This is a genomic window from Streptomyces sp. NPDC050560 (assembly GCF_044457285.1).
In the GTDB taxonomy this organism is placed as follows: Bacteria; Actinomycetota; Actinomycetes; order Streptomycetales; family Streptomycetaceae; genus Streptomyces.
In genome coordinates this window covers 555,540-573,382 of sequence record NZ_JBITGT010000002.1, presented here as the reverse complement: position 1 = coordinate 573,382, position 17,843 = coordinate 555,540, and the positions used below count along the sequence as shown (strand labels likewise).

At 76.6% G+C, this 17,843-nt stretch carries 1 protein-coding gene (only partly in view); it reads right to left on the bottom strand.

The features are described 5' to 3' along the window. A protein-coding gene (locus ACIBIW_RS07180; RefSeq protein ID WP_399332812.1) for a type I polyketide synthase crosses the window boundary here: on the bottom strand, positions 1-17,843 show its 5' portion. Its footprint begins 10,780 nt before the window's first position; the window shows 17,843 of its 28,623 coding nt (coding positions 1-17,843); the start codon lies at positions 17,841-17,843; the stop codon falls past the left edge of the window.

The following is a 17,843-nucleotide window of genomic DNA, read 5'->3' as shown; positions in this document are numbered from 1 at the left end:
GTCTCGAAGCGCCCCACGGCGACGGCGCCGCGGGTCAGGCACCACAGCGGCGCGCCGATACCGGCGTCCCCGAGCGCCTGTACGGCGGCGACGGTGAGCGCCGTGCCCGCGGGGACCGTGCCGTCGGCGACGGCGCCCTCGGCGAACGCGAGCAGGGACACCACTCCGGTGATGCCCGCGGTGTCGGCGCCCAGGCCGCGCAGCCGCCCCGCGACGGCGGCCCGGTCGGCGTCGGCGACCTCCACGGGCAGGACGGCGGCGCCGAGCCCGTCCGTGAGCGCCCGCGCCCAGGCGTCCGCGGCGGGCGCGGCCGGGACGAGGAGCAGCCAGGTGCCGGCGGGGGCCTGCGCGCGGGGCGCCGGCAGCGGCAGCCAGCTCACGCGGTGCCGCCAGCCGTCCACGACGGACTCTTCGAGGCGGCCGCGGCGCCAGTCCGCGAGCGCGGGCAGCACCCCGGCGAGCGCGTCCCCTTCGACCCCGAGCGCCCCGGCGAGCCGCGCCGGGTCGGCCTGCTCGACGGCGGTCCAGAACTCGTCGTCCACCGGGTGCCCCGCGGCCCGCAGCGGCCCGCGCGAGGGCCAGTAGCGCTGCCGCTGGAAGGGATAGGTGGGCAGGTCGACGGGGCGGGCGCCGGTCCCGGCGAAGTACCCGGCCCAGTCCACGGCCCCGCCGTGCACATGCAGCCCGGCGAGGGCGGCGGCCAGGGTGGCGCCCTCGCCGCGCCCCTCGCGCAGCGCGGGCAGCAGCACCGCGTCCGGTACGGTCTCGCGCGCCATGCCGGTCAGGACCGCGTCGGGGCCGAGTTCGAGGAAGGTGTCCACGCCGAGCCCTGCGAGGGTGGCGACCGCGGCGCCGAAGCGCACCGCGCCGCGCACCTGGTCGGTCCAGTGGCGGGCGGAGCCGAGGTCGGCGGCGGTGGCGGGCAGCCCGGTGAGGGAGGACACCACGGGGATGGCGGGTTCGCCGTAGGTGAGAGCGGCGGCGGTCCTGGCGAACTCGTCGAGCATGGCGTCCATGTGCGCCGAGTGGAAGGCGTGGCTGACGCGGAGCCTGCGCACCCGCCTGCCCTCGGCGGCGAGCAGCGCGGCGACCTCCGCCACGGCGTCCTCGTCGCCGGAGAGCACCACGGACTCGGGCCCGTTGACGGCGGCGACGGACACACCGTCCCGCAGCAGCGGCACGACGTCATTTTCTGTCACCTGAACGGCGACCATGGAGCCGCCGGAAGGCAGCTCTTGCATGAGCCGCCCGCGGGCGGCCACCAGGGTGCAGGCGTCGGCGAGGGAGAGCACCCCCGCCACGTGCGCGGCGGCGAGTTCGCCGATGGAGTGCCCCGCCAGGTAGTCGGGGCGCACGCCGAGCGACTCCACGAGCCGGTACAGGGCGACCTCGACGGCGAACAGCGCGGGCTGGGTGTAGCCGGTCTCGTCGAGCAGCGCGGCCTCGTCGCTGCCGGGCTCCGCGAACACCAGCTCCGCGAGCGGCCGTTCGAGGTGCACGTCGAGGTGGGCCGCCACCGCGTCGAAGGCGTCCGCGAACACCGGGAAGCGACCGTACAGCTCCCGGCCCATCCCGGCGTACTGGCTGCCCTGCCCGGTGAAGAGGAACGCCAGCGGCGTGCCGCCGTCGGCATGTCCTGGGCCCCGTACGAGGCCCGCGGCGGGCTCCCCTTCGCGCAGCGCGGCGAGGCCGCGGCGCAGGTCCTCGGTGTCCTCGGCGACGACGGCGGCGCGCTGTTCGAGCCCGGCCCTGCCGAGCGCGGCGGCGCGCGCGACGTCGACCAGCGCGAGGGACGCGGCCTCCGGCTCCGCCAGCAGGTCGAGCAGCCCGGCGGCGGCGGCCCGCAGCGCCTCCTCGCCGCGCGCGGACAGCAGCACCGGCACCGCGCCGACGGGCGTGCCCGCGGCGCCCGCCCGGCCGTCCGCCGGCTCCTCGGGTACGGGGGCCTGTTCTGCGGGGGCCTGTTCGAGGATGACATGGGCGTTGGTGCCGCTGATCCCGAAGGACGAGACACCGCCGCGGCGCGGGCGGGCGGCGTCGGGCCAGTCCTGCCGCGCGGTGAGCAGTTCGACGCTGCCCGCGGTCCAGTCGACGTGGGTGGTGGGCCGGTCCACGTGCAGGGTCGCGGGCAGCACGCCGTGCCGCAGCGCCTGCACCATCTTGATGATCCCGGCGACGCCCGCGGCGGCCTGGGTGTGCCCGATGTTGGACTTCACCGAGCCCAGCAGCAGCGGCCGTTCACGGTCCTGCCCGTAGGTGGCGAGCAGCGCCTGCGCCTCGATGGGGTCGCCGAGCGGGGTCGCGGTGCCGTGCGCCTCGACGGCGTCGACGTCGGCAGCGGCGAGCCCAGCGGTGGCCAGTGCGGCGCGGATGACGCGCTGCTGGGAAGGGCCGTTGGGCGCGGTGAGGCCGTTGGAGGCGCCGTCCTGGTTCATGGCGCTGCCGCGTACCACCGCGAGCACCGGGTGCCCGGCCCGGCGCGCGTCGGAAAGGCGCTCCACCAGTACGACACCGGCGCCCTCGGAGAGGGTCATGCCGTCGGCCGCCTCCGCGAACGCGCGCGAGCGGCCGTCGGGGGACAGTCCGCGCTGGCGGCTGAAGCCGATGAAGCTGGTCAGCGAACTCATCACGGCGACACCACCGGCGAGCGCGAGGCTGCTCTCGCCCGAGCGCACCGACTGGCACGCCAGGTGCAGCGCCACCAGCGAGGAGGAGCAGGCGGTGTCCAGGGTGACGGCGGGCCCTTCGAGCCCGAGGAGGTAGTTGACCCGGCCCGACAGCACGCTGGAGGACGACCCCGTCATCAGGTAGGCGCCCGCGCCGTCCGCCGAACCGTCGGCGCCGTAGCCCTGGTAGCTGGCGCCGACGAACGTGCCCGTCCTGCTGCCGCGCAGCGACTCGGGGTCGACCCCGGCCCGCTCGACGGCCTCCCACGCGGTCTCCAGCAGCAGCCGCTGCTGCGGGTCCATGGCCACCGCCTCGCGCGGCGAGATCCCGAAGAAACCGGCGTCGAAGTCGGCGGCGCCCGCGACGAATCCGCCGCGCATCACATAGGTGGTGTCGGGCGCGTCCGGGTCGGGGTCGTAGGCGGCGGCGATGTCCCAGCCGCGGTCGGCGGGGAACTCGGAGGTGGCGTCGGTGCCGCCGAGCACGAGCCGCCACAGGTCCTCGGGCGAGCCCACGCCGCCGGGGAAGCGGCAGGCCATGCCGACGATCGCGACGAGGTCGTCGTCGGTGGCGGCGGTGGCGGACGCGGGCGGCGCCGCCACCGCGGCGGTGGTGTCCCCCGGCTCCCCCGTGCCGAGTTCACCGGCGATGAACGCGGCGAGCGCGACCGGCGTCGGATGGTCGAAGACCAGGGTGGCGGGCAGCTTGAGCCCGGTGCCGCGGGCGAGCCTGTTGCGCAGGTCGACCGCGGTGACGGAGTCGAAGCCGACGTCGCGGAACGCCCGCCGCTCCGGCAGCGCCTCGGCCGAGGAGTGGCCGAGCACGGCCGCCGCCTCGGTGCGCACCAGGTCAAGGAGGGTGCGGCGGCGCTCCGCGGGCGGCAGCGCGCGGAGCTGCGCGCCCAGGCCGCTGCCGCCGCCCTGCTCGTCGGGCGCCGCCTCCCGCAGCCGCGCCACCTCGGGCACCTCGTCGAAGAGGGTGGTCCCGCGGGCGGCGCTGAACACCGGGTAGTAGCGCTGCCAGTCCATGTCGGACACCGCGAGCGCGGTCTCGTCGTCGGCGAGCGCCTGCCCGAGCGCGCTCATCGCGAGGCCGGACTCCAGGTAGACGAGGCCGCTGCGCAGCACGCCGAACGGGTCGCGGTCGCCGATGCGGACGTCGTCGGGCCACTTGCCCCAGTGCAGCGACAGGGCGTGCGCGCCGCGGGCGCGGCGGGCCGCGGCGAGCGTCGCGAGCGCGGCGTTCGCCGACACGTAGGCGCCATGGTCGCCGCTGCCCCACATACCGGCGATGGAGGAGTACATGACGAAGACGTCGAGGTCGTCGCCGAGGAGTTCGTCGAGGTTGCGGGCGCCCGCCACCTTGGCGTGCGCCACCAGCGAGAACTCTTCGAGTGACATGGTGTCGAGGCGGCCGAGGCGGATCACCGCGGCGGCGTGCACCACGCCCCGCACGGTACGGCCCTGGCCGCCGAGTTCTTCGAGGAGCGCGCGCAGCGCCGCACGGTCGGCGACGTCGCAGCGGACCACCTCGGCGCGGGCGCCGAGCGCGTCGAGTTCCGCGACGAGTTCGGCCATGCCGGGCGCGTCGTGGCCCGTCCTGCTGGTGAGGACGATGTCCTCGGCGCCCGCCTCGGCGAGCCAGCGCGCCAGGTCGGGCCCGATGGTGCCGGTGCCGCCGGTGACGAGGGTGGTGCCGCGGGGCCGCCAGGGGGTGCCCTGGCCGCCCTCGCCCGGGCGTGCCCGTACGACGCGGCGGGTGAGGACGCCCGCGGGGCGCACCGCCACCTGGTCCTCGCCCGCGCCGCCGGTGAGCACGGCGGCGAGCCGTCCCCCGGCCCGCCCGTCGAGTTCCCCGGGCAGGTCCACGGTGCCGCCGATGAGCGACGGGTGTTCCAGCGCGGCCGTCCACGCGACGCCCATGGTCTGGGCCTGCGCGGGCCGCAGCGCCCGGTCGGCGGGTCCTGTGGCGACGGCGCCCCTGGTGAGGAACCAGAGCGGCGCGGCGGTCTCCAGGGCGCCGAGCGCGGCCACCAGCCGCAGGCTCAGCGCGAGGCCGAGCGGCAGCGCGGGGAAGCGCTCCGAGTGGTCCTCGGCGAACGCGAGGAGCGACACGATCCCGGTGGGCGCGGCGCCGTCGTCCCCGGCGGCGAGCGCGTCGCCGAGCGCGCGGGCGAGTTCGTCCGGCTCGACGTGGGACTCGTCCAGGGTGAGGGTGCGCACCGTGGCGCCCGCGCGGGTCAGCGCGTCCAGCACGTCCCGGCCCGTGTCGCCCGGCGCGGCGGCGGTGATGACCAGCCAGTCCCCGGTGAGGACCCCGGCGGGCAGGTGGGCGAGCGGCCGCCACGCCACCCGGTAGCGCCAGGAGTCGACGCGCGAGCGCTGCGCGCGCTCCCTGCGCCAGGACGTCAGCGCGGGCAGCACCGCGGCGAGCGACGCGGAGTCGACGTGCAGGCTGCTGGTGAGCGCCGCCAGGTCGGCACGCTCGACCGCGTCCCAGAACTGCGCGTCCTCGGCGCTCCCCGCACTGACCGGGGCGGCCGGGGTGAGCCAGTACCGCTCGTGCTGGAAGGCGTACGTGGGCAGCGGGACCCGGCGCGCGCCGGGGAAGAAGCCGGTCCAGTCCACCGGCAGGCCCCGGGTGTACGCCTCGGCGAGCGATCCCGCGAACCGGTCCATGCCGCCGTCGTCGCGGCGCAGGGTGCCGGTGGCGAGGGCGGGCTCGCCGGTCTCCTCCAGGGTGTCCGCGATCGCCATGGTGACCACGGGGTGCGAGCTGACCTCGATGAACGCCCGGTGCCCCGAGGCGGCCAGCGCCTCGACGGCCTGGTGGAAGCCGACGGTGCCGCGCAGGTTGCGGTACCAGTAGTCGGCGTCGAGCGCGGGCTCGGCGATCCAGTCGCCGACGACGGTCGAGTAGAACGGCACCCGGGGGCGGCGCGGTGTGACCGGCGCCAGCTCGCGCAGCAGGATGTCGTACAGCGACTCGACGTGTGCCGAGTGCGAGGCGTAGTCCACGGCGATGGTGCGGACCCTGGCGCCGGTCGCGGCGGCGCGCGCGGACATCTCCTCCAGGGCCTCGGGGTCGCCGGAGACCACGGCGGAGCGCGGGCCGTTGACGGCGGCGAGCGACAGCCGCCCGCCCCAGTCGGCGAGCAGCGCGGTCAGCTCGTCGGCGGGCATGCCGACGGACACCATGCCGCCGCGCCCGGCGAGTTCCGCGCCGATGGCGCGGCTGCGCAGCGCCACCACGCGGGCGGCGTCGGCGAGCGAGAGGGCGCCGGAGACACAGGCGGCGGCGATCTCGCCCTGGGAGTGCCCGACGACGGCGTCGGGCTCGACGCCGTGCGCCCGCCACAGTTCTGCGAGCGCCACCATCACCGCGAAGGACGCGGGCTGCACCACGTCGACCCGGTCCTGCACCTCGGGCGGTGCCTCGCCGCGCAGCACCTCGGTCAGCGACCAGTCGGTGTACTCGCTGAGCGCGGCGGCGCACTCGGCGATCCGCTCCGCGAACACCGGGGACTCGGCGAGCAGCCGCGCGCCCATCCCGGCCCACTGCGAGCCCTGTCCGGGGAACACGAACACGGTCCTGCCGTCCACGTCCGCGGTGCCGCTGACGACATCGCGCGAGGCGGCGCCCTCGGCGAGCGCCCGCAGCGCGGCGGCGCGCGCGTCGGCGCCCGCGCCGAGTACCACGGCACGCTGCTCGAACCGCTCGCGGTCCCGCACGAGGGAGAGGCCGATGTCCGCCGCGCCGGGCACCTGACCGGCCGTGGCGGCCGGTGCGGTGGGCTCGGTGGATGCGGTGGATGCGGTGGGCGCCGCCGACGCGTCGAGGTGTGCGAGCAGTCGCCCGGCGTTGTCCCGTACGGCGGCCTCGCCGCGCCCGCCGAGCACCCACGGCACCACCGCGGTGTCCAGGACCGCCCGGGGCCCGGTCTCCTCGGGCTCCTCGGAGATGTCGGCGGCCGGTGGCTCCCCGGTGTCCGCGGCCGGGTCCGCGAGTACATCGCCCGCCTCCATGACGACGTGCGCGTTGGTGCCGCTGACGCCGAACGAGGACACGCCCGCGCGGCGCGGGCGGCCGGTCCCGGGCCACGCCTCGTTGCGGGTGAGCAGTTCCACCGCGCCCGCGGTCCAGTCGACGTGCGACGACGGCGCGTCCACGTGCAGCGTGCTGGGCAGCATCCCGTGCCGCAGCGCCAGCGCCATCTTGATGACCCCGGCGACGCCCGCGGCGGCCTGGGTGTGCCCGATGTTGGACTTCACCGAGCCCAGCAGCAGCGGCCGTTCACGCTCCTGCCCGTACGTGGCCAGCAACGCCTGCGCCTCGATCGGATCACCCAGCGTGGTACCGGTGCCGTGCGCCTCCACCGCGTCCACCTCGGCGGGCGCGAGGCCCGCGTTGGCGAGCGCCTGCCTGATGACGCGCTGCTGGGAAGGACCGTTGGGCGCGGTCAGGCCGTTGGAGGCGCCGTCCTGGTTGACCGCGGAGCCCCGTACCACCGCGAGCACGTCGTCGCCGTCGCGGCGCGCGTCGGAGAGCCTGCGCACCACAAGGACGCCCACGCCCTCGCCCCAGTTGGTGCCGTCCGCGGCCTCCGCGAACGCCTTGCAGCGGCCGTCGGTGGCCATGCCGCCCTGGCGGGTGAACTCGACGAAGCTGTCCGGGGTCGCCATCAGGGTGACACCGCCGACGAGCGCGAGGTCGCACTCGCCCTGCCCGAGCGCCTGCCCGGCCAGGTGCAGCGCGACCAGCGACGACGAGCACGCGGTGTCGACGGTCATCGCGGGCCCTTCGAGGCCCAGGGTGTACGAGAGCCGCCCGGACAGCACGCTCGCGGAGATCCCGGTGGCGGCGTGCCCGCCGACGTCCTCCTGCGCGGAGTGCACCAGGTTCGCGTAGTCCTGCCCGTTGGTGCCCATGAAGACACCGGACTGGCTGCCGCGCAGCGACGCGGGGGTGATGCCCGCGCGCTCCAGCGCCTCCCAGGACACTTCGAGCAGCAGCCGCTGCTGCGGGTCCATCACCAGGGCCTCGCGGGGCGAGATCCCGAAGAACGACGCGTCGAAGCCCCCGGCGTCCGCGAGGAAGCCGCCCTGGCTGGTGTCGACGTGCGCCTGCCCGTCGCCGAGCAGCGCGTCGAGGTCCCAGCCGCGGTCGGTGGGGAAGCTGCCGATGCCGTCGCCGCCGTCGAGCAGCAGCCGCCAGAAGTCGTCGGGGGTGCGGACGTCGCCGGGGAAGCGGCAGGCCATGCCGACGATCGCCAGCGGTTCGCCCACGCCGCCGCCGTGTGCGCGCACCGCGGCGGCCTCGGCCTCCTCGCCGAGCAGCAGCGTCACCAGGTGCTCGGCGAGCACCCGGGGCGTGGGGAAGTCGAAGACCAGCGCCGCCGGAAGCTGAAGGCCCGTCAGTTCGCCCAGCAGATTGCGCAGTTCGACCGCGGTGAGGGAGTCGAAGCCGAGGTCCCTGAACGCCTTCTCGGCGCCGATCGAGCCCGCGCCCGGGTAGCCGAGCACCCCCGCCGCGTGCGCGCGTACGAGTTCGAGGACGAGCGCGGTGCGGCGCGCCTGCGGCGCCTCGCGCAGCCGCGCCCGCAGTTCCGCGCCGGGCGCGGCACCGGACAGGGCGGCGGCGCGGGCCGCGTCCAGGAGGTCGGCGGCGCCCGGCAGTTCCGCCCAGACCCGGCTGGGCCGTACGGCCACCATGGCGGCGAGCCACCGTTCGAGCCTGATGTCGGCGACCACCGCGGTGGCGGCGGGCTCGGTGACGACCCGGCCGAACACCGACAGCGCGAGCGCCGGGTCCATGGGGGCCATGCCGGTGCGTTCGCCGCGCTCCCCCGCCGCGGCGTCCGCCGCCATGCCGTCGCCCGCCCACGCGCCCCAGGCGATGGAGGTGGCGGCGAGCCCGGCGGCGGCGCGGCGGGCGGCGAGCGCGTCGAGCATGGCGTTGGCCGCCGCGTAGTTGGCCTGCCCCGGGCTGCCCACGGTGCCCGCCACCGAGGAGAACAGCGCGAACACATCGAGGCCGGCGTCCCTGGTCAGCTCGTCGAGGACCAGCGCGGACGCCACCTTGGCGCGGAACACGCCCGCGAAGCGCTCCGGGGTGAGCCCGGAGAGCATGCCGTCGTCGACCACGCCCGCGGTGTGCACCACCGCGGTCAGCGGCCGGTCGTCCGGCAGCCCCGCGAGCAGCCGCCGCATCGCGTCGCGGTCGGCCGCGTCGGCGGCGGCGACGGTGACCTCGGTGCCCGCCGCGGTCAGGTCGGCGGCCAACTCGGCGGCGCCTGGCGCCTCCTGGCCGCGCCTGCTGACCAACAGCAGGTGCGGGGCGCCGCGTCGGGCGAGGTCGCGCGCCACCCGGGCGCCGAGCGCGCCGGTGCCGCCGGTGACGAGCACGGTGCCGGTGGGCGCCCAGGGGGTGCCCGTGTCGAGCGCCGCCACGGAGGTGCCCGCGGTGGTCAGCCTGCGGCCGTGGCTGCCGCCGTCCCTGACCGCGACCTGGTCCTCGCCGTCGGCGCTGCCGAGCGCGGCGACCAGCAACGCCCCGTGCCGCTCGGTGAGTTCGGCGGGCAGGTCGACGAGGCCGCCGAAGGCGCGCGGCGACTCCAGCGCCGCCACCCGCCCGAGGCCCCACACCGCCGCCTGCGCGGGCCGCGGTGTCTCGCCCTCGGTGGCGGCGACCGCCTCCCGGGTGAGCAGCCACAGCGGGGCGTCGATCCCGGCGTCCGCGAGCGCCTGGAGCAGCCCGGCGTTCCCGAGGACCCCGGCGGGCACGCCGCCCGCGCCGTCTTCGCCGTCCGCGTCGTCCATGCCATCCGCGCCATGTACGTCGTCCGCCCCGGTGTCGGCGAGCGCGAGCAGCGAGACCACACCCGCGACCGGCCCGGCGCCACCGGCCGCGTCGGCCGGGTGCGCGGCGTCGGCGGCGGCGTCATCGGCATCGTCGGCATACGCCCGCAGCAGCGAGGCGAGCGCGGTGCGGTCGGCTGCCACCGCCGCGTCCACCGGCAGCGGTACGGGCTCCGCGCCGCCCGCGGCCAGCGCGGCGAGCACCGTCTGTGCCCAGGCGCCGCCGCCGTCGGCGGGCAGCACGGCGAGCCAGCGCCCTGTGAGGCCGCTGCCCGACTGGTCGAGCGCGGTCCAGCCCTCCCGGTAGCGCAGCGCGTCGGCCGCGGAGCGCTCCCTGCGCCTGCCGCGCCATGCGGTGAGCGCGGGCACCATCGCGGCGACCGTGTCCTGGTCGAGGTCGAGCCCGGCCGCGAGGGTGTCGAGGTCGCTCTGCTCGACGGCGGCCCAGAACGCGGCGTCCACCGGGTCGCCGCCGCCGGTCCCCGCGCCCGTCCTGGAGCGCTTCGGCCAGTAGCGGTCGTGCTGGAAGGCGTACGTGGGCAGTTCGACGCGGCGCGGCGCCGTACCGGCGAACTGGGCGCGCCAGTCCACCGGCACACCGGCCACGTGCAGCCGGGCGAGGGCGGCGGGCCATGCGGCGGCCTCGCCGCGGTCCTTGCGGAGCGCGGCGACGGCGGTGGCCTCGGGCACGCACGCGGCGGCGAGCGCGGCGAGCACCCCGCCGGGACCGAGTTCGAGAACGGTGTCGACACCGGCGTCCCGCAGCGCGGCAAGACCGTCGGCGAACCGCACCGCCTCGCGGACGTGCCGCACCCAGTAGCCGGGTTCGGCCACGAGCCCCGGTTCCGCCACGTGTCCCGTCAGGTTGGACAGCAGCGGAAGGCGGGGCTCGTGGAACTGGAGGCCCGCGACGGCGGCGCGGAAGTCGTCGAGCATGGGGTCCATCAGCGGCGAGTGGAACGCGTGCGACACCCGCAGGCGGCTGGTCCTGCGGCCCTGGGCGCGCAGCTTGTCCGTGACCGACTCCACGGCCCCTGCCTCGCCCGACACCACCACGGACGCGGGCCCGTTGACCGCGGCGACCGACACACCGTCGGACAGCAGCGGCAGCACCTCGGCCTCGGTCGCCTCCACCGCGACCATCGCACCGCCCCCCGGCAGCGCCTCCATCAGCCTGGCCCTGGCCGACACCAGCGCACACGCGTCCGCGAGGGACAGCACCCCGGCGACGTGCGCCGCGGTCACCTCGCCGATGGAGTGCCCGCCGACGTACTCGGGCCGCACCCCGACCGACTCCGCGAGCCGGAACAGCGCCACCTCCACCGCGAACAGCGCGGGCTGCGCCCACCCCGTGCGGTTCAGCACCTCGGCATCGTCGCCCCACACCACGTCACGCAGCCCGCCGAAGTAGCGCAGCACCTCGTCGAACGCCGCCGCGAACACCGGGTAACGGCCGTACAACTCCCGCCCCATACCCAGCCGTTGGGACCCCTGCCCGGAGAACACCACCCCCAGGCGACGACGCCCCACGGCCTCCCCGCGCGCCACCTCGACCACACCGTCCGCGGACGCGAGCAGCACCGCGCGGTGCGGGAAGAGCGAGCGGTCGAGCAGGGACCAGCCGACGTCGACGGGCGACAGGTCGCGCGCGGCGTCCCGCAGCCGCGCGAGCTGCCCGTCGAGGGCGGCATCCGACTTCGCGGACACCACCCACGGCACCACGTCGGGCACGATGTCAGGCTCCGCCGGGTCGGGCACGACGATGCCGGCGGGCTGCTCCACGATGACATGGGCGTTGGTGCCGCTGAGCCCGAACGAGGAGACCGCGGCGCGGCGCGGGCGGTCGACGGCGGGCCACGCGGTGTTGTCCGCGACGAGTTCGACGGCCCCTGCCGACCAGTCGACGTGCGTCGACGGCTCGTCGACGTGCAGCGTCCTCGGCACGACGCCGTGCCGCATCGCCATCACCATCTTGATGATGCCCGCGACACCCGCGGCGGCCTGGGTGTGCCCGATGTTGGACTTCACCGAGCCGAGCAGCAGCGGCCGTTCACGGTCCTGCCCGTAGGTGGCCAGCAGCGCCTGCGCCTCGATGGGGTCGCCGAGGGTGGTGCCGGTGCCGTGTCCCTCGACCACGTCCACGTCGGCGGCGCCGAGCCGGGCGGCGGCCAGCGCCTGCCGGATGACACGCTGCTGGGAAGGGCCGTTGGGCGCGGTCAGGCCGTTGGAGGCGCCGTCGGAGTTGACGGCGGAGCCGCGTACCACCGCGAGGATCGGGTGGCCGCCCCGGAGCGCGTCCGACTGCCGCTCCAGCAGCAGCATACCGGCGCCCTCGCCCCAGCCGACGCCGTCGGCCGACTCGGCGAACGAGCGGCAGCGGCCGTCGGGGGAGAGCCCGCGCTGGCGGGAGAACTCCACGAACGCCATCGGGGTGGACATCACCGTCACACCGCCCGCGAGCGCGAGGGAGCACTCGCCCGCGCGCAGCGCCTGCATCGCCCAGTGCAGCGCCACCAGGGAGGAGGAGCAGGCGGTGTCGATGGTGACCGCGGGGCCTTCGAGCCCGAGCGCGTACGCGACCCGGCCGGAGGCGATGCTCATGGAGGTGCCGCTGCCCTGGATGCCCTCGAAGTCCTTGCCGCCGAGGAGCGTGCTGTAGTCGTTGTACATGACACCGGCGAACACACCGGTACGGCTGCCGCGCTGCGCCACCGGGTCGATCCCGGCGCGCTCGAACGCCTCCCACGCCACTTCGAGCAGCAGCCGCTGCTGGGCGTCGGTGGCCAGCGCCTCGCGTGGGCTCATCCCGAAGAACTGCGGGTCGAAGTCGGCGGCGTCCCTGAGGAACCCGCCGGAGCGCGCGTACGAGGTGCCCTGGTGGTCCGGGTCGGGGTGGTAGAGCGCGTCGACGTCCCAGCCGCGGTCCGCGGGGAACCCGGTGACCATGTCGGTGCCCTGGCTGACCAGCCGCCACAGGTCGTCGGGGCCCGCGACGCCGCCGGGGTAGCGGCAGGCCATGCCCACGATGACGATCGGGTCGTCGTCGGACGCGACGGCGGCGGCCGCCACCGGGGCGGCCTCGGCGGTGCCGAAGAGTTCGTCGTAGAGGTAGTCGGCGAGCGGGGTGACGGCCGGGTAGTCGAAGACGGTGGTGGCGGGCAGCCTGAGCCCGGTGACGGCGCCGAGCCGGTTGCGCAGCTCCACCGAGGTCATGGAGTCGAAGCCGAGGTCGCGGAACGGGCGGTCCGCCTCGACGGCGGCCTCGTCGTGCCCGAGCACCGCGGCCACCTGCGCCCGCACCAGGTCGAGGAGGGTCTGTCTGCGCCCAGGGTCCGGCATCCTGGCCAGCCGGTCCACCAGCCCGTTACCGGTGCCCGAGCGGGCCGCGGCGCGCCGCGCCGGGGTCCTGACCAGGCCGCGCAGCAGCGGCGGTACGGCGCCCCTGGCGCGCAGCGCGGCCAGGTCGAGCGGCACCGGGAGCAGGGCGGCGCGGCCGGTGGCGAGGGCGGCGTCGAAGAGGGCGGTGCCCTCCTCGGGGCCCACCGGGGGCAGCCCCGCGCGGCGCAGCCGCTCCACGTCGGCGTCCCCGAGGGTGCCGGTCATCCCTGCGGCCCTGGACCAGGCGCCCCAGGCGAGGGAGGCGGCGGGCAGGCCCTCGGCGGCCCGGTGGGCGGCGAGCGCGTCGAGGAAGGCGTTGCCCGCCGCGTAGTTGGCCTGCCCCGCGCTGCCGAGGGTTCCGGCCAGCGAGGAGAAGAGGACGAACGCGTCGAGGTCGCGGTCCCTGGTCAGCTCGTGCAGCCGCCAGGCGGCGTCCGCCTTCGCCGCCAGCACCGTGTCGAGGCGCTGTGGGGTGAGCGAGGTGACGACGCCGTCGTCGAGGACGCCCGCGGTGTGCACGACGGCGGTGACATGGTGCGCGTCGAGGAGCGCGGCGAGCTGGTCGGCGTCGGTGACGTCGCAGGCCACCGCGCGCGCGTCGGCGCCGAGTCCGGCGAGTTCCGCGACGAGTTCCGCGGCGCCCGGCGCCTCGGGTCCCCGCCTGCTGACCAGCAGCAGCCCGCGCACCCCGTGCGCGGCGGCGAGGTGTCTTGCGACGATGCCGCCGAGCCCGCCGGTGCCCCCGGTGACGAGGACGAGCCCGTCGCCCGGCCACCGCTGCGGCCGGTCCCCGAGGGGCACCCGGGCGAGCCTGGGCGCGGCGGGCCTTCCGGCGCGCAGCGCGAGTTCCGGTTCGTCCGCGCCGTACAGGGCGGGCAGGACGGCGGCGATCCCGGCGGCGCGGGCGTCGGCGCCGTCACCGGTGCCCGGGTCGAGGTCGAGCAGCGCGAACGCGCCGGGGTTCTCCGCTGCGGCGGAGCGCACCAGGCCCCACACCGCGGCGCCTGGCAGCCCCTCGGCGGTGGCGGGGCCGGTGGCGCCGCGGGTGACGAAGGCGAGCCTGCTGCCGCCGAGGCGGGGCTCCGCCAGCCACTGCTGGACCAGGTCGAGGGCGGCGGCGGTGAGCGCGTGGGCGCGCGCCGCGGGGTCGTCGCCCGGCGCGGGGAGCGCGGCGGTGTCCACCAGGACGAGCCGGGGCGGCCCGGCGCCGTCCCCCGCGGTGAGGTCGGCGGGCCGTGCGACGGCGGTGGCGCCGAGCGCGGCGGCGAGGTCCCCGGCGCCGAGCACCGCGAGGTCGTCGGCGGCGGGCATGGGCCAACTGCCGTCGAGGGGCACCCAGTCGACGCCGAACAGGGCACCGGCGGCGGCGTCGGCCGCGGGCGCGTCCGGCCCGGCGGGGCGCACCGTCAGCGACTCGACGGAGGCGACGGGCGCGCCCGACTCGTCGGCGACGGCGAGCGACACGGTGTCGTCGCCGAGCGGCGAGATCCGCACCCGTACCGCCGTGGCGCCGGTGGCGTGCAGCGTCACGCCCTCCCAGGCGAACGGCAGCGCGCCGCGCCCGGCACCGGGCAGCTCCGCGAACGCGAGGGCGTGCAGCACCGCGTCGAGCAGCGCCGGGTGCACCCCGAAGGTGTCGGGCTCCACCCCGTCCGGCAGGGCGACCTCGGCGAACACCTCGCCGCCGTGCCGCCGTGCCGAGGTCAGGCCGCGGAAGGCGGGCCCGTATCCGAAGCCGTCGGCGGCCAGCCGCTCGTAGAGCCCCGTGAGGTCCACGGGCTCCCCCGCCGGGGGCCACTCGTCGGTGTCGAACGGCAGCGCACGGCCGCCCGCCGCGAGCAGCCCCGTGGCGTGCGGGGTCCACGGCAGGTCGTCGGCGGCGTCCAGGCGCGAGTAGACGGTGACGGGGCGGCGCCCGCCCTCGTCGGCTGCGCCGATCCACAGTTGTACCTGCACACCGCCCTGCTCGGGCAGGACGAGCGGTGCGGCGAGCGTCAGGTCCTCGACGCGGTCGCAGCCGACCTCGTCGCCCGCGCGCACCGCGAGTTCGAGGAACGCGGTGCCGGGCAGCAGCAGTTGCCCGCCGACCCGGTGGTCGGCGAGCCAGGGGTGGGTGCGCAGCGAGAGGCGCCCGGTCAGCAGCACCCCGTCGGCCCCGGCGAGCGACACCGCGGCCGCCAGCAGCGGGTGGTGTGCGGCGCCGAGGCCCGCGGCGGCCGGGTCGGTGGCGGTGTGCCCGCCGCGCGGCCAGTACCTGCGGTGCTGGAAGGCGTAGGTGGGCAGTTCGACGGCGGAGTCGGTACGGGCGCCGGTACCGGCGAAGTACGCGGGCCAGTCGACCGGGACCGCGCCCAGGTAGAGGCCGGCGACGGCCTCGGCGAAGGCGGCGGCCTCGGGGCGCTTGGCGTGGCCGGCGGCGATGACGACGGGTTGCGCGCCCTCCGGAAGGCAGTCGGCGACCATCGCGGAGAGCACCGCGTCGGGGCCGAGTTCCAGGTAGGCGGTGACCCCGTGCTCGTGCAGCAGGCGCACCCCGTCAGCGAAGCGGACCTCGCGGCGTACGTGCTCCACCCAGTAGTCGGGCGAGGTGACACGCTCCACGGCGGCCTGGGCGCCGTCGACGTTCGACACCAGCGGGATCAGCGGCGCGGTGCGGGTGAGTCCGGCGGCGACCGCCCGGAACTCCGCAAGCATCGGGTCCATCAGCGGGGAGTGGAAGGCGTGGCTCACCCGCAGCCGCCGGGTCCTGCGGCCGAGCGCGGCGAAGTGCGCGGCGACGGCGTCCACCGCGGCGCGCTCCCCCGACACCACCGTGGCGGTGGGCCCGTTGACCGCGGCGAGCGCCACCCCCTCGGTCAACAGCGGCGCCACTTCGTCCTCTGCCGCCTCAAGGGCGACCATGGCGCCGCCGGAGGGCAGCGCCTGCATGAGCCGCCCGCGTGCCGCGACCAGGGTGGCCGCGTCCGCGAGCGAGAACACCCCGGCGACGTGCGCGGCGGCGAGTTCGCCCACGGAGTGCCCGGCGAGGAAGTCGGGGCGCACCCCCAGCGACTCCACGAGCCGGTACAGGGCGACCTCGACGGCGAACAGCGCGGGCTGCGCGTACGCGGTGCGTTCGAGTGCGGCGGCGTCCTCGCCCCACATCACGTCGAGCAGCGGGCGCGGCAGGTGCGGGGTGAACGCGGCGGCGCTCTCGTCGAGGGCGCGGGCGAACACCGGGAACCTGGCGTGCAGCGCGCGGCCCATCTCCAGGCGCTGCGCGCCCTGCCCGGTGAACAGCACCGCCAGCTTGGGGCGGCCCCGTGCCACCGAGGTGCGCGCGGCGGAGGGCTCGCCCGCGGCGAGCGCGGCGAGCGCGGTGCGCAGCGCACCCGTGTCCTCGGTGACCAGCGCGGCCCTGTGGTCGAGCGCGGCACGCCCGGTGGCCAGCGCGTACGCCGTGTCCCGCAGGGCGTCGGCGGCGGTGTCCCCCGCGGGAAGGGCGTCGAGCAGCCGTCCGGCCTGGGCGCGCAGCGCCTCGGCGGTGCGCGCGGACACCACGAGGGGCACGGGGCCCGCCTGGACCGCCGCCGGGGCGTCGGGCTCCCCGTCGGCGGGGGGTGCCTGCTCGATGACGGTGTGCGCGTTGGTGCCGCTGATGCCGAACGAGGACACGGCGGCGAGCCGCGGCCGCCCGGTGTCGGGCCAGGGCTGGTTCTCGGTCAGCAGTTGTACGGTCCCCGCCGACCAGTCCACATGGCTCGACGGTGTGTCGACGTGCAGGGTCCTCGGCAGCACACCGTGCCGCATCGCCATGACCGTCTTGATGACCCCGGCGACGCCCGCGGCGGCCTGGGTGTGGCTGATGTTGGACTTCACGGAGCCGAGCAGCAGCGGCCGTTCGCGGTTTTTGCCGTAGGTGGCCAGCAGCGCCTGCGCCTCGATGGGGTCGCCGAGCGCGGTGCCCGTGCCGTGCGCCTCCACCGCGTCGATCTGGTCGGCGGAGACCCGGGCGTTGATCAGCGCCTGCTCGATCACCCGCTGCTGGGAGGGGCCGTTGGGCGCGGTGAGGCCGTTGCTTGCGCCGTCCTGGTTGACGGCGGAGCCGCGTACCACCGCGAGCACCCGGTGCCCGTTGCGGCGCGCGTCGCAGAGCCGTTCGAGGACGAGCACACCGACGCCCTCGGCCCACCCCGTGCCGTTGGCGGAGTCCGAGAAGGAGCGGCAGAAGCCGTCCTCGGCGAGCCCGCCCTGGCGCCCGAACTCGGAGAACGTCACCGGGCTCGACATCACGGTGATGCCGCCCGACAGCGCGAGCGAGCACTCGCCTGAGCGCAGCGACTGGGCGGCCAGATGCAGGGTGACGAGCGACGACGAGCAGGCGGTGTCGACGGTGACGGCGGGCCCGTAGGTGCCGAAGAGGAAGGCGAGCCGCCCGGACAGCACGCTGTTGGCGCCGCCGGTGAGCTGGAACCCCGCCACGTCGTCGTCGGGCCCGAGGGCGTACTGGTGCCCCATCGACCCGATGAACATGCCGGTCCTGCTGCCCTTGACCGAGTGCGGGTCCACCCCGGCGCGCTCGAACGCCTCCCAGGACGCCTCAAGGAGCACCCGCTGCTGGGGCTCCATCGCCAGCGCCTCGCGGGGCGAGATCCCGAAGAAGTCGGCGTCGAACTCGGCCGCGTCCGCCAGGAAGCCGCCCGCGCTCGTGGCCTCGGTGGCCTCCTGCGCCAGCGCCCAGCCGCGGTCCCCGGGGAATCCGGTGACGCCGTGCCGACCCTCGACCACCATGTCCCACAGGTCCTCGGGGCTGCTCACCCCGCCCGGGTAACGGCAGCTCATGCCGATGATCGCGATGGGCTCCCGCTGCGCCGCCTCCAGCTCCCCGAGGTGCTGCTTGGTCCGTCGCAGATCGGCAGAGGCCCGCTTGAGGTAGTCACGGAGCTTCTGTTCGTTGTCCAT